10 protein-coding genes are annotated in these 14,901 nt (G+C 61.7%); 2 read left to right on the top strand and 8 right to left on the bottom strand.

Going from position 1 to position 14,901, the window contains the following annotated elements:
- Positions 1-99 precede the first annotated feature (99 nt).
- From AC1DOG_RS14875 to AC1DOG_RS14865, 3 genes are all read right to left on the bottom strand, one after another.
- A complete protein-coding gene (locus tag AC1DOG_RS14875; RefSeq protein ID WP_477929033.1) occupies positions 100-3,177 on the bottom strand; it encodes an SPOR domain-containing protein in 3,078 nt (1,025 codons plus the stop codon).
- A 59-nt stretch (positions 3,178-3,236) separates the two neighbouring features.
- Complete coding sequence (gene argS, locus AC1DOG_RS14870; RefSeq protein ID WP_477929031.1) at positions 3,237-4,994, bottom strand: arginine--tRNA ligase; 1,758 nt, start codon at positions 4,992-4,994, stop codon at positions 3,237-3,239.
- Positions 4,995-5,059: 65 nt separating this feature from the next.
- Positions 5,060-6,277: a deoxyguanosinetriphosphate triphosphohydrolase gene (locus AC1DOG_RS14865; protein WP_477929029.1), complete on the bottom strand. Its 1,218-nt coding sequence runs from the start codon at positions 6,275-6,277 to the stop codon at positions 5,060-5,062.
- A 219-nt stretch (positions 6,278-6,496) separates the two neighbouring features.
- On the opposite strand from AC1DOG_RS14865, the gene erpA reads away from it, so the two are divergent.
- Together erpA and xth are read left to right on the top strand one after the other, a co-directional pair.
- Positions 6,497-6,829, top strand: a complete 333-nt coding sequence (gene erpA, locus AC1DOG_RS14860) for an iron-sulfur cluster insertion protein ErpA (protein ID WP_111561376.1) — start codon at positions 6,497-6,499, stop codon at positions 6,827-6,829.
- Positions 6,830-6,950: 121 nt separating this feature from the next.
- Positions 6,951-7,742: an exodeoxyribonuclease III gene (xth, locus tag AC1DOG_RS14855; protein WP_477929027.1), complete on the top strand. Its 792-nt coding sequence runs from the start codon at positions 6,951-6,953 to the stop codon at positions 7,740-7,742.
- A gap of 53 nt (positions 7,743-7,795) precedes the next feature.
- Here the strand turns inward: xth and exoR are convergent, their stop codons facing one another.
- The 5 genes from exoR to AC1DOG_RS14830 form a co-directional block, all read right to left on the bottom strand.
- Positions 7,796-8,599: an exopolysaccharide production regulator ExoR gene (exoR, locus tag AC1DOG_RS14850; RefSeq protein ID WP_018900092.1), complete on the bottom strand. Its 804-nt coding sequence runs from the start codon at positions 8,597-8,599 to the stop codon at positions 7,796-7,798.
- On the bottom strand, positions 8,593-9,090 hold the full coding sequence (locus AC1DOG_RS14845; RefSeq protein WP_477929025.1) for a hypothetical protein: 498 nt from the start codon (positions 9,088-9,090) through the stop codon (positions 8,593-8,595). Before AC1DOG_RS14845 ends, exoR begins: the two co-directional genes overlap by 7 nt.
- Before the next feature lie 235 nt (positions 9,091-9,325).
- A complete protein-coding gene (locus AC1DOG_RS14840; protein WP_477929023.1) occupies positions 9,326-10,576 on the bottom strand; it encodes an OmpP1/FadL family transporter in 1,251 nt (416 codons plus the stop codon).
- A gap of 393 nt (positions 10,577-10,969) precedes the next feature.
- Positions 10,970-13,813, bottom strand: coding sequence for a valine--tRNA ligase (locus AC1DOG_RS14835; RefSeq protein WP_477929021.1), 2,844 nt, complete (start codon positions 13,811-13,813; stop codon positions 10,970-10,972).
- Positions 13,814-13,933: 120 nt separating this feature from the next.
- Entirely contained in the window at positions 13,934-14,872 is a 939-nt protein-coding gene (locus AC1DOG_RS14830; protein ID WP_477929019.1) for a PopZ family protein, read from the bottom strand.
- Positions 14,873-14,901 lie beyond the last annotated feature (29 nt).

The raw sequence follows: 14,901 nt of genomic DNA, 5'->3' as shown, positions 1-14,901 counted from the left end.
AACTGCCATTCACAAAAAAGAAGGGCACAAAGGGAGCTCCACAAACGAAAAGAGCGGCGGGTGGGCCCCGCCGCTCTTCGATCATTCCGTTTTCGAGCCTTACTTCGAAATCAGGCAGGAGCCACCAGCCGCGCGATACTTTTCGCAGATCGCGGCCGCTTCGTCCTTGGAACCGGCAGTGATGCGCAGGCGGTAGTAGGTGCCCTTGCCTGCGATGTCGGCCTTGCGGATTTCGTAAGGCATGCCAGCCAGCACGCCGCCGAACTTCTTCGACAGGCTTGCATAGGACTTCTTGGCTTCAGCTTCAGACGGCAGCGATGCGATCTGGACGCCGTAGCTGCCAGGAGCGGCCGTGGTCGGCTGGGCCTGTGCCGCTGCCGGCGGAACCGCCGCGACTTCCTTCGGTGCCTGGGCGGCTGGTGCCGGTGCGGCCGTCGCGGGTGCGAGGGCAGAAGCACCCGGACGCGATGCCGGGGTCGGCGCGGTGTCGGTCTTGGTGCTGGTTACGGCACGGACCGGCGGGTTGACGCTGTCAGGCGTTGCCGCCGCGGCCTTGGCAAGCACGTTCTCGGAAGTCTGCTTTGCGGTCGGCGTCGCGCCTTCGACCGGCGTCGAGCGAATGTCGGCGGAGGCCAGCTGTTCGATCGTCGGAGCCGACGATGGCGCGATCTTCTGCGTCTGCACCGAGGTGGGCTTCGGCAGCGAGGATGCAGCAGGCTCCGGCGCCGGCTCGTCGCGGGCGACCAGCGTGCCATCCGGCTTGACGATCATGGTGCGGACCTTGCGGGCCGAGACCGACGGCGAACGATCGGCATCCGACGGAGCGGCTACTGCCGTATCGGTGGCGCTGTCGTTCGGAAGCAGGCGCGGATCCTCGGTGTCGCCGACGGGCGTTGCCATGGATGGCATCGGCGCGTCGTTGTCTTCAGGCAGCGTTTCCGGCGTCAGCGTGCGCTGAACGACATCAACCGGCTGCTCGTCGCTCGAGACCAGCGACTTCTGCTTCGGGGCTTCGGTGGCAGCACCACCAACGCTGTCGTAGACAGCCTTGTCCTGGTTCGGAACGGTCTTGCCACCCGGGTTTTCCGGAACGACCTTGACCGGGTCCTTGTCTGCCACGATGACGCGCGGTTCGCCGCTGGCGATACCGAGGCCGCCGTCGCGCGCCAGGAAGGAATAGCCGGCATAAGCGACGCCGCCGAAGATGACAATGGCAGCGGCTGCCGCCAGCATGCGCTTCATCGAGCGGGCGCGGCTCATATCCTCGGCGTCGCTCGCCGACTGGATCTGAACTTCGGACACCGTCTCGCGACGCTGCTGTACGGGCTCGTTGACGCTGCGGCGGAAATCCTCCTCCAGCGCGCGTTCGAATTCATCGAAGCTCTGGGCCTGCGGCTGCGACGGCTGCGGCCGTGCAACGGATGCCACGGCGGCGACAGAAGCCTGGGCGCGGGCACGGATGTCCTGAGCCGGCTTTGCCGGCGCTTCGACCGGCTTGGCTGGCGTCAGAAGGTTGGCGATTTCCGAATCGACGTCGAAATCGAAATCCGACATCGCGGGAACGGGTTCGTGCTTTTCGACCGGCGGCAGCGTCGGGACATGCATCTCGACCGCTTCCATCTGATACTCCGCATCGGAGATCATCGACGGATCGAAGGGCAGCTCTTCCGTGGTATCGACGGCAGGTGCCGGCGCGCGGTAGGACGGCGCTGCGGGCTCAGGCGAACGGTAGACCGGTGCGGCTGCCTGATAGGCGGGCGCCTGGTAGGCCGGTGCCTGATAAGCCTGTGCCGGGGCGGATGGCTGATACGGTGCGGGTGCCGGCTGCGCGGCAGGCTCCGGCTGGCGGACTGCCGGCTGGTAGGCCACCGGTGCTGTTACAGGCTGGGGCTTCGGCCGTTCGATTTCCTCGGCCACGACGGGCTCGACGAAATCGAGGTCGGCGAGTTCAAGCTCGATGCCTTCGAGATCCAGCTCGAAGTCATGGCCGGCGAACGGGTCTTCCGCGTCAGGTGCGGCCTTGGCGGCGACCGGCTGCGGCTCGGGTGCATAGCGAGGCGCTACGGGCGCTGCCGCTACAGGAGCGACGGCGACGGGCGGCTCGGGCACATAGGCCGGTGCAGGGATCGGCGCTTGGACGACCGGGGCGACCGGCTGGGCTTCCACGGGCGCAGCTTCGCGAGCGGTAACCGGATACTGCGAAACATCGGCCAGGAGGTCATCGATATCGAAGGCGATATCGTCGACTTCGGTGACGGCTTCCGTCAGTGCGGCATCGGCCTTGACGTCGCCATCCTTGGCGGCAGCGGCCAGATCGAAGGCGCTGTGGTCGACGACATGTTCGACGATCGGCTCAGCGACGGGCTGCTCGACGACGAACGACGGCTCATGACGGTCGATTTCAGCGGGGAAGCTTGCGGCGGCCGGCGCTTCGAAGCGCGGCGCGACAGCTACCGGCTCGACGACAGGTGCTGGGGCAGCAACAGGCGTTGCGGCCGACTCTTCGCGGCGAGCCGTATGGAAGTTGGCGATCGGCAAGCGGATGCTTGCGGCCGACCACTGAGGGGCCTTGGCAGGCTGAACCGGCGTCGGCGCGGCGCTGATCGAAAGCTCAAGCTCCTCGATCAGATCGCGGGCGCCGCCGGAGACAGGCTCGGCGGGACGCGAGACGCTGGCCGCCCAATCGACGGACGAGAGGATCGCGCGGGCATCGGGTTGCTCGATGACAGACGACTGCTCGACGACAGGCAGAGCCTCGTCTTCGACCCGTTCCGAGACAACCGGCGCCTCGTAATGAACCGGCTCGGCTTCGTAGCGCGGCGCAGGCTCGTAGTGCTGCGCAGGCTCGTAGTGCTGTGCGGGCTCGTAGTGCGGCTCGGGCTCGTCATAAGTGACGGGCTCCGGCTCGGCATAGACTACGGGCTCAGGCTGAGCGTAAGCCGTCTCGATCGGATGAGAGACGACTGCAGGCGCGGTCGGAGCGTCGTAACGCTCGAACTCGCGCAGCAGTTCGTCTTCGAGATTGAAGGCAGGCTCCTGCCTTGGCGCCGCTTCGACGGTGTTTGCCGCTACACGGGGCTCAAAACCGACGATACGCGCAAGCTCCGCAAGGGGATCGTCGTCAGCAAAGAGGTTCGCATCGTTACGCGTGTCATACGCCCGCTGTTTATCTGCCATACTCATCCACTCGCAAATGCAAAGGTTTCGTGCCAGCGCATTGTGGGTAAATGGTGACGCTACCGCATCTCTTCCGGCGCAGCCGTTCCTGCGATGGCAAGACCCGACTTCAAAACGGACGCAACGGCGTACACCAGCCCTAGTCTGGTAATACTAGACTCTCGGCTCTTATCGTTAATAAATCGTAAGTCTACCTGATCCTTGCCCTTATTCCAATGAGCATGGAAAGAACTGGCAAGATCATAGAGGTAGAATACGACACGATGCGGCTCTTGCGATTGAGCCGCCGCCTCGACCAGCCGAGGGAACTCGGCAACCTTCGCAACCAATTGTAATTCCGCAGGATCCGAGATTCCGGACACGGCTTTGGCGAGAATCTCAGGCGACACGTCGAGATCCGGAAACGCCTCTTTCGCCTGCCTGAAGACAGACATGCAACGGGCGTGCGCGTACTGTACGTAAAAGACCGGATTGTCTTTCGACTGTTCCGTTACTTTGGCGAAATCGAAGTCCAACGGCTCCGAGCTCTTTCTATACAGCATCATGAAGCGCACCGAATCGCGACCGACTTCCTCGACCACATCGCGCAGCGTCACGAAGTCGCCCGAGCGCTTCGACATCTTCACCGGTTCGCCATCGCGGAACAGCTTGACCAGCTGGCACAGCAGAACGGTAAGCTTGGCCTTGCCTTCCGACACGCCACGCGCGACCGCCTCCAGGCGCTTGACGTAGCCGCCATGGTCGGCGCCGAGCACGTAGATCATCTCGCTGAAGCCGCGATCGAACTTGTTCTTGAAGTAGGCCACGTCGGCGGCGAAATAGGTGTAGGAGCCGTCGGACTTGATCAGCGGACGGTCCATGTCGTCGCCGACCTCGGTCGAGCGGAACAGCGTCTGTTCGCGATCTTCCCAATCTTCCGGCAGCTGGCCCTTCGGCGGCGGCAGCGTGCCCTTGTAGACGTGGCCCTTGAAGGTCAGGTCGTTGATGGCCGTGCGGATGGCGGCAGCGCCATTGGCGTGCAGCGTGCGCTCGGAGAAGAACACGTCGTGATGGACGTTCAACGCCTCCAGATCCTCGCGGATCATCACCATCATCGCATCGATGGTGAGATCCTTGACCAGTGGCATCCACTGATCCTCGGGCATGTTGTGCAGCTTGACGCCGTAATCACGCGCCAGCGCTTCGCCAACCGGCACGAGATAATCGCCCGGATAGAGGCCAGCCGGAATCTCGCCGATCTTTTCGCCGAGCGCCTCGCGGTAGCGCAGGAAGACGGAGCGCGCCAAGACGTCGATCTGCGAGCCGGCATCGTTGATGTAGTATTCCTTGGTGACGTCGAAGCCGGCGAAGGACAACAGGTTGGCCAGCGCGTCGCCGACGACGGCGCCACGGCAATGGCCGACGTGCATCGGGCCGGTCGGGTTGGCCGAGACGTATTCGACGTTGACCTTGCGGCCCTCACCCATCGTCGAGCGACCGTAGTCGGTGCCAGCAGTGATCATCGAAGCCAGCAGGCGCTGCCAGTAGCCGACGGCAATCTTGACGTTGATGAAGCCAGGGCCCGCGACCGATACTTCGGCGACATCCGGGTCTTCCTTCAACTTTTCGGTGATGATTTCGGCCAGCGCGCGCGGATTGGTGCCGAGCGGCTTGGCAAGCACCATCGCCGCATTGGTCGCGACATCGCCGTGGCTCGCATCACGCGGCGGCTCGACGGCAATGCGTCCGAAATCCAGCTCGGATCGCTTTTCCTTGACCAGATCGATCTGTTCAAGGGCGGTTTTAATCCTGGCTTCGAAATCGGTAAAAAGGTTCATCGCACTCTTCCATGCATAGGCTGTGCCACACGGCATCCGCCCGGCCTTTGCCGAGCGACCGCTGCCTAGCGCAAATCGGGAGTCTGGTCAAACAATCGCCTGTGGGCGCTGATGGCGTAGGTATCGGTCATGCCGGCGAGATAATCGCCAACATGGCGCGCCTTCGGCGCCTCGGCCAGCCCCGCGATGTGATCCACCCAATAGTGGCTCTGCATCTCCTTGGGGTTGGCCATGTAGGCCGAAAACAGGTCGGTGACGATCTGCGCGGCGCCTGATCTGATGCGCATGATGTCGGGATGGCGGTAGATGCGCTTGAAGAGCATCGCCTTGATCTGCCTATCCGTCTCGGCCATCCCCTCGGAGAACGTCGCGATCACGCGGCTGGCGTGCCTGACGTCGTCGGCGCTTTCGGGGCGGATCTCGGCCAGACGTTCCTGCGCAACCGAAATCACGTCCTCGACCATACGGGTGATCTGGCGGCGCATGATTTCGTGGGTGAAGCGGCTCGGCTCCAGCGTGGGGTAGCGCTCCCTCACCTCGGCCATCAGGCCTGCCAGGAACGGAATATCCTCCAGCATGTCGAAGGTGAGATAGCCCGAGCGCAGGCCGTCATCGATATCGTGGGTGTTGTATGCGATATCGTCAGCGATCGCGGCAACCTGCGCCTCGAGGCTGGCGAAGGTGTCGAGCTGGAGATCGTGGATCTCGCAGTAATCGAGGATCGGCTGCGGCACCGGGCCGCGCGTGCCGGTTCCCTCCTTGGTGAGCAGCGGGCCGTTGTGCTTGACCAGGCCTTCCAGGCTCTCCCACGTCAGGTTAATGCCGTCGAAATCGGCGTAACGGCGCTCGAGCTTGGTGACGATGCGCAGCGACTGGGCATTGTGGTCGAAGCCGCCATAGGGCAGCAGCACCTCGTGCAGCGCGTCCTCGCCGGTGTGGCCGAAGGGCGTGTGGCCGAAGTCGTGCACAAGGGCGACGCCTTCCGCCAGATCCTCGTCGAGCTTCAGCGCCCTTGCGAGCGCGCGGGCGATCTGGGCGACCTCGATCGTATGCGTGAGCCGCGTGCGATAGTGATCGCCATCCTGTGCGATGAAGACCTGGGTCTTGTGCTTGAGGCGCCGGAAGGCTGTCGTGTGGACGATGCGGTCGCGGTCGCGCTGGAAGTCCGAGCGGGTCGGGCTGGAATTCTCGGGATAGAGCCGCCCACGCGTCGTCCACGGGTCAGCCGCGTAGATTGCCCTGTCGCTGTTACCGAAGCCTAATGCACGTCTGTCGATCGTCATTCTTCACCGTCACTCGCCATGTCCCGGCTCACGCCCATTGACGCCGCCATATGCTCTTCATACCTATAGAGAGCATAAACGGCAAAGAGACGACTTATCGCCCACTTTGCCGCGGGCCGCGCTTTCATGATATAAGGCGCGATAGCATTGAAAAACAGCCGTTTATATTGATGGCTGGACCACTATTCTCTCCGGATCTTGACCCCGGCAGGAGCAGACATGACCGAAGCAAGTGTAACCCTTTCCGACGCGGCTGCGAAGCGAATCGCCACCATCGTCGGCAGCGACCCCGGCAAGAGCGCGCTGCGCGTTTCCGTCGAAGGCGGCGGCTGCTCGGGTTTCTCCTACAAGTTCGACCTGACGGATGGGATCCAGGACGACGACGTGGTCGTCGAGAAGAACGACGCGAAGGTGCTGATCGACAGCATGTCGCTGATCTACATGGCGGGCTCTGAGATCGATTTCGTCGACAACCTGCTTGGCCAGTCCTTCCAGATCAAGAACCCGAACGCGGTTGCCAGCTGCGGCTGCGGCACCAGCTTCTCGATCTGACCACCCTCTTCCGCTATCCACACCGAACCGGCCGAAGATTGTCTTCCGGCCGGTTTAACGTCTTGTCGCTTGTCTCAAGACCACGCTAGAAGAAGACGTCAAAGCGGAACGGGACAAAAGAATGAAGATCGCGACCTGGAACATCAACGGCGTCAAGGCGCGTATCGACAATCTCACGCAGTGGCTGAAGGATTCGAACCCCGATATCGCCTGCCTGCAGGAGATCAAGTCGGTCGACGAAGGCTTTCCGCGGCTGGAGATCGAGGCTCTCGGCTATCATGTGGAAACGCATGGGCAGAAGGGCTTCAACGGCGTTGCCATTCTTTCCAAGACCAAGCCGGACGAAGTGACACGCGGCCTGCCGGGCGATCCGCTGGACGAGCAGGCGCGTTTTCTGGAGGCGGTGTTCTCCATTCCCGGCAATCGCGTTGCCCGCGTCTGCTGCCTCTATCTGCCGAACGGCAATCCCGTCGACACCGAGAAGTACAGCTACAAGCTCGCATGGATGGAGCGGCTGCGCACATTCGCGGCCGAGCGGCTGGCTTACGAGGAAATCCTGATACTTGCTGGCGACTACAACGTCATCCCCGAGCCGCATGATTGCTTCGACCCCAAGGTGTGGGAGAACGACGCGCTGTTCCTACCGCAGACGCGGGAGGCGTTTCGCAGGTTTGAGAGCCTGGGGCTGACCGATGCGGTACGCGCGACGACGGATGCGGTGCCCGCCTATACGTTCTGGGATTATCAGGCCGGCGCATGGCCGAAGAACAACGGCATTCGCATCGATCATCTGATGCTGTCGCCCGAGGCCGCCGACCGGATGACCTCGACGGCGATCGAAAAACATGTGCGTGCGTGGGAGAAGCCTTCCGACCACGTGCCTGTGGTCGCCTATTTCGATTTCGCGGCCTAAGGGCTAGGCGGCACAAATCGAGGCCGGATCTCGGCGATCCGGTCTTACATCGCTCAGTCGGTGTTGCTGCTGGCGATCTTGTGAGAGAGGGCGATGGCGTTGCGGCGGTCGCTTTCGCTGGCAACCGAGAAGGCCTGCTCCTGCAGCGATTCCATCCAGTTGCAATCCTTCGGCTTGCAGCGATCGAGCGCCGCCGTCATCAGCGCCAAGCCGTTGGCGGACTGACCTTCCTGGAACAGGATATTGCCGAAGACGGACATGGCGCCAGGGTGACCGGCCTTGCGGGCCTGGTTCAGCCATTTCTTGGCCTGCTGCGTGCTGGTGGCGCCGCCATCGCCGGCAAGCATCATCTGCGCCAGCTGGAATTGCGCTTCGGGAACGCCGAAGGTGGAGGCGACCTGGAAGTAGATCTGCCGCGCCTGGGTGAGATCGGTCTTCACGGGGCTGCCCGGAATGCCGTGCTTGTAATAGCCGGCGAGCGACAGCAACGCGTTGACGAAAAAGCCAGTATCCTCGGAACCGGGCTCGACGCCCTGCTGGGCGATCTCGCTATAGATCTTGAAGGCTTCGAAATCATCCTGCGCGACACCGTCGCCATCGGCATACATGTTGGCAAGCGCCCAGCGCGAGCCAGTGTGGCCCTTTTCGGCGGCGTATTTGTAGGCTTCGACAGCCTCTTCCTTCTGGCCGTTCTTATAGGCCTTGAAACCGAACTTGAAGAGATCGAAAGGACCGGATTCCTTGTTGACGCCCGACTTGATGTCGAACGCGCTTGCCGGACAACTCATCGCCGCGCAGCAGGCGACGGAGAGCCCCATAAGCATCAATCTGAAAGGTCTGAACTCGAACGTCAGCATTTCACTCGATTTCTTTCGTTTCCACCCATACGCGCCATCTCGAACATCCCGCCCGTTCGGCCCGCAGATAAAGTCCCTTCGGCGAGCGATCCCGCGGTGGGTTCCAAGACCCGCTTGCCCGCGTCGCATCCAGCCTTTTGCTCTCCAAAGAGAGCCATCATTTTCTTCGCACCGGCCGCATCCGCCCGCTTCCCGGCGCGAACTGATGGCGATGCCTTCAACCTCATTTCGGCGAGCCCGCGGAGCGGCATTTCGCCTTCAGAAATGTCGTAGTCACCAATTGTGACAAAACGCGAGACGTCGTTACCGAAAGCCAGTTCGGAAAGCGGCAACACCGTCGAACGTGAGGAAACTGAAAGGCTTGAGAAGGCTGCGATCGAACGGCGCGTTCCGGCTGAAACACCCTGTGAAACAGGCGAAACAAGCAAAGCGGCGGCAACTGCGCTACACCTCATGTCCGTCTTTTTCACACTCACCGAAAAACGACCCATCTTACTCTTTTACGCGCACCCTATGCCTGTCATTCCCTCGCCCGAGATTACCGCTGCGCCTAGTTTGTGGCGGGAAATGGACAATTCGTGATGGAGCCCATCATACGCCAACACTCAAAAAAAACTGTTGCTGAATCGTCACAAAATGACACGTGACGAGAGCATGCTTAATGGCGCCCAGACAAAGAAAAGCCCGACAGTTTGCCGGGCTTTCACTTGCACTGATCTTGGCTGGTCAGAACTTGACCTTGATGCTGGTGGAGATGGCCGCCACGAGATCGTTGCCGAAGGAATACGTGACATCGTCGCCGTAAGTCACGCCGTCACGCGTGAAGGTTCCTGATTCACCGCTGGTGAGGATGCCGACTGAACCCGCAAGGCGCCATTCGATGTTTTCGGTTGGGCTGTAGGCCGCGCCGACGCCGAGCAGCCAGCTATCGGTCTGGGAGCCGTAACCATCGCTGGTGCCGCGATCCCAGGTGACGCTGACCGCGCCGCTCCACTGGTCGTTGAACTTGTGGCCGATGCCGCCGCTAACCGTCCAGCCATCACGATAGCCTAGGTCGAGCGAGGTCAATCCACCCTTCGGACATGGAAGACCGTTTGTCGGGCAGAACGGGATGGACTGAAGAACGCTCCAGTTCGTCCACTTCACCGAACCGAAAGCCAGCCAATCCGGTGCGATACCGCTCTGGAGCTTCAACTCAAGCGAGTCAGGCGCCTCAGCGGAACCGGATACAGGCGTTACGCCCTGAAGGTAAATGTTGGCAGGGTTGCCAGGCGTTCTCGGTACCTGCGTCAGGTCCACGGTGCCGGTCAGATTGTCGTATTTGACGCGACTATTGTACACGAGGCTGGCCCGCAGCGCATATTCCGGGATCTCGTAGGCTACGCCTGCGCGCCACCCCCAGCTCTCATCGGAAATGTCGAGGCGCCCCACGCCGCTGTAAAGCGCAGATGCCGGAGCCGGAATCAACGAAACCAGCTTTTCCTGAAAACCTTCGATCTCTTGATAGGAGACACCGCCGATCACGCGCAGCTGACCGGGTCCAACATCGAACTTATAGGAACAGGTCGCACCGTAGTTGTGGCTCTCAACCTTCGTCTCGATATTGTTGTTTGCACCAGCCCAGTTTACGCCCGGGTTTGTATGCGCACCGAAAGGCTCGGAGTAATCCAGCAAGCAATCGACATCGCCGACGCCACCCTTCAAGCCGACATAAGGGACGGCGTAATTGGTCGTGTCATCGGCATAGTTAGGGCGCGAATTGAGGTTGCCGCCACTCGTCGGAACATCCTGCACGTTCTTCAGCTTGCGCTGCGGCATGACATAGATCACGCCCGACTGGACGGAGAACTGCGATGCATCGAACAACTGATCAATATTATAGCCGCCACGATCCAGACCTCCCGCGAAGGCAGGCTGGGTAAGCGTCGAAATCATAACAAGCGGCAGGGCTGCCGCCAGAACCTTACGAGATGCCAAGGTGTCTCCCCCACTGAGGCAATTGCGATGGGGGGACTGTGACGGCGAGAGGTTAAAATGGCAACTTCGTGACCGGGCGCGATTGAAAAGTGAGCTAATGGATGCTTTACGTAAAAAATTGACGGGCACGTCAAAATTTCCCCATCTTAGAAAAAATATCTCAAAAAATCTTGGAATCGATCACCCGATAGAGTGATCGTTCTATACGAGCACAGTTATGTTACCTTCTGACAACAGTTCGATTTTTAGGAAAAACTTCATGGAAAAGCTGAAAAATGGTGCCGCTCCGACCAAGTTGTGGCGGCGTAGGGCCTGATTACGGTTAATTTTTCGAAAAAAGGCGCCCGATTCTTCATCGGGCGCCTTGGAATGAAATACTATTGAAAGTTGATTTTACGAGGCTTCGTCTACACGCGAGAGCGCGATCTTGAGGCTCGCAAGCTGGACCGTCAGCTCTTCCAGACGCTCCCGTTCGGCTGCCACGACCTCCGGGTTGGCGTTGGCGACGAACTTCTCGTTGGAGAGCTTGCCGTTGATCCTTGCCATTTCGGCCTCGGTCTTGGCGATCGCCTTTTCGAGGCGGGCCTTCTCGGCGCCGAGATCGATCAGCGCGCCGAGCGGCAGGCAGACCGTCGCTTCGCCGGCCACGATCTGGGCAGCACCCTTCGGCGCCTGCTCGGCCAGCGAAATGCCGTCGACACGCGCGAGGCGCTTGATCGCCGCATCGTGGCGCGACAGGCGGTCACGCGTCAGGCTGTTGGCGTTAACGAAGACGAGCGGGGCTACGGCCGACGGCGGTACGTTCATTTCGGAGCGAACCGAGCGGATATCGGAGACGAGGTCGATCAGCCAGTTGATCTCGTCGGCTGCCGCGTCGTCGGCATAGGACGGCGACGGCCATTCGGCGTGGCAGACCAGGCCACCACGCTCGCGGCCCTCGCCTGCCGTATGCGCCCAAAGCTCTTCGGTCATAAAGGGCATGAAGGGATGCAGCAGCTTGTAGATCTCTTCCAGAACGTAGGCGACGCAGGACTGCGCCTCCTTCTTGGCGCCCTCGTCCGTGCCGCCGAAGATCGGCTTCAGCAGTTCGAGATACCAATCGCAGACCTGGTTCCAGACGAAGCGATAGAGCACGCCGGCGGCATCGTTGAAGCGATAGGCTTCGATCGCCTCGGTAAGATCGCGTTCGGTGCGGGACAGTTCCGTCAGGATCCAGCGGTTGACCGTGAGCTCGGCTGCCTCAGGAATGAAATGCGGGTCGTTGACGACGCCGTTCATCTCGGCGAAGCGCGTCGCATTCCAAAGCTTGGTGCCGAAGTTGCGGTAGCCGGCGATGCGGGCCGGATCGAGCTTCACGTCGCGACCCTGGGCCGCCATGATCGCCAGCGTGAAGCGCAGCGCGTCGGCGCCGTACTCATCGATGAGTTCCAGCGGGTCGATGACGTTGCCCTTCGACTTCGACATCTTCTGGCCGTTCTTGTCGCGAACCAGCGCGTGGATGTAGACCGTGTGGAACGGCTCGACCGGAACGCCGTCCTCGTCCTTCATGAAGTGCAGACCCATCTGCATCATGCGAACAACCCAGAACGGGATGATATCGAAACCGGTGACCAGAACGTTGGTCGGGTAGTAGCGCGCAAGCTCGGGCGTCTTTTCCGGCCAGCCGAGGGTCGAGAACGGCCACAGAGCGGACGAGAACCAGGTGTCGAGCACGTCTTCGTCGCGCGTCAGAATTTCGCCCGGCTGGAAATTCTCGAGCTTTTCCTCGACCCAAGCCTTCCAGGGTCCTTCATGAGCGATGTAGTGCTGGATGGCGGCCTGCAGGGCCTCTTCCTCGGTCTTCTCGACGAAGACCTGGCCATCGGGACCGTACCAGGCAGGAATCTGGTGACCCCACCACAGCTGACGAGAGATGCACCAAGGCTGGATGTTTTCCATCCACTGGAAATAGGTGTTTTCCCAGTTCTTCGGCACGAAATTGGTGCGGCCTTCGCGGACGGACGCGATCGCCGGCTGGGCCAGCGTCTTGTTGTCCACCCACCATTGGTCGGTCAGGCGCGGCTCGATCGGCACGCCGCCGCGGTCACCGTGCGGGACCACATGCTTGTGCGGCTCGATCTTGTCGAGCAGGCCTGCCTCTTCGAAAATCTCGACGATAATCTTGCGGGCGGTGAAACGATCCTGGCCTTCCAAGCGGTCCCAGGCACCATGGAGTGCTGCCGGATGATCGAGACCTTCGAGGAAGTCCTCGTTCTCCTTGATCGAGATCGAGGCATCGATGTCCATGACGTTGATGGCGCGCAAACCAGCGCGTTTGCCGACCTCGAAGTCGTTGAAGTCGTGCGCAGGCGTAATCTTGACGGCGCCGGTGCCGGCGGTCGGATCGGCGTAATCATCCGCGACGATCGGGATCTTGCGGCCGACGATCGGCAGGATGACATGCTTGCCGACGATCGACTTGTAGCGCTCGTCTTCAGGATTAACCGCGATGCCGGTATCGCCGAGCATCGTTTCCGGACGGGTCGTTGCGACGACGATGTAGTCGCGCGTCTCGAATTCCGTCGGCTTGCCTTCCTCGTCGAAAGCGATCGGGTACTGATAGGTGACGCCCGCTTCCAGCGGATAGCGGAAGTGCCAGAGATTGCCCTTGACCTCCAGCTGCTCGACTTCCATGTCCGAAATCGCGGTCAGCAGCTTCGGGTCCCAGTTGACGAGACGCTTGTCCTTGTAGATCAGGCCTTCCTTGTAGAGGCTGACGAAGACTTCGAGGACGGCCTCCGAGAGACCCTCGTCCATGGTGAAGCGCTCGCGCGACCAATCACAGGAGGCGCCGAGGCGCTTCAGCTGATTGAAGATCAGGCCGCCCGACTCGTTCTTCCACTCCCAGACCTTTTCGATGAAGGCTTCGCGGCCCATGTCGCGGCGGCCCGGAAGCTGCTGTTCCATCAGCTTGCGCTCGACGACCATCTGCGTGGCGATGCCGGCATGGTCCATGCCCGGCTGCCACAGCACGTCCTTGCCGCGCATGCGCTCGAAGCGGACCATGATGTCCTGCAGCGTGTTGTTCAGCGCATGGCCCATGTGCAGCGAACCCGTCACATTCGGCGGCGGGATCACGATGGTGAAGCTTTCAGCGCCCGGCTTGGCGTTGGCGCCCGCGCGGAAAGCGTCCGCCTCGTCCCATTTCGCGGCGATCTTCGGTTCAACGGCTGCGGAATCGTAGGTCTTTTCGAGCATTTTTGGACCAAATCTGGAGGTTTTCTGGATGCGGGTTGTAAATAGGATGCCCGCCAGCAAGTCAATAAAAAAGCCGCCCCGGTGACCGGAGCGGCTCTTTGTAAAAAGCGACGGATCCGATCAGCGGCGCGGGCCGCGCGCCACGCGCTCGATCTCTTCGCGCACGAGGCGCTCGACCAGGGTCGGCAGGTTGTCGTCGAGCCAGTCGCGCAGCATCGGGCGCAGCATGTCTTCGGCGATCTCGTCCAGCGAGCGGCGCTCGGCGCCATCGATGGCGGCGGCCAGTTCCTCGAAGGAGCGGGCGATCTGCAGGCCGGCATCCTGCGACAGCAGCGACTGCTGGGTCTCTTCCATCAGGCTCGGCAGAAGGCGATCCGAGAGCGGCGCGGAGACCGGCTCGGCGTAGAGCGGCTGTGCTGCAGCCATTGGCGAGGCGGCCATGGGCGGAGCGATGGCAACCTGCTCCTGAACCGGCGCTGCAGCGGGCCGAGCGGTTTCAAACTCTGCGACCGGCTGCTGAGGCGGCATCTCGAACGCCACTGCGGCTGGCTCTTCGACAGGCACGGGCTCGGGCGCATGCTGAGGCGCCGGGGCGGCGTGGTGGATCACCGAATGCTCCTCGACTGCCTGCTGCGGCTGCGCTTCCATGACGGGAGCCGGTGCGACAGGCGCCGGCTGCTGGCGGAACTCGAGGGGCGGTTCGCGCTGCGGCTGCAGCGTGTTGCGCTCGGAGGCGGCGCGAACGCGGGCGGCGACATCGGCGAGCGACATGGCGGCGCGCGGTGCTTCCTGCGCGGGCGCCGAGCCTGCGGAATTGGCGGCTACGAAGCGCGGATCGGTCTGCTGCGGTGCGGGATCGGGGAATTCCACGCCGGCATAGGCCTGATCAACAGTCAGATGAATGTCGGAGCCGTGGTCGTCTTCATCATCACCGTAAACAGGCGGCAGCGATGCGGAGAGTGCCCTGCCCGCGCCCGGCTCATTGCTTTCGATGATCTGGCGGATCGACGCCAGGATTTCTTCCATGGACGGTTCACGCGCTACGCTTGGCTGAGCCATATCTATCCCCGTTATTCTCAAACAACGAC

The sequence above is a fragment of the Rhizobium sp. 01N48 genome (genome assembly GCF_056399145.1).
The sequence above is the reverse complement of the archived record's forward strand: the minus strand, read 5'-3'. Positions and strand labels throughout refer to the sequence as shown.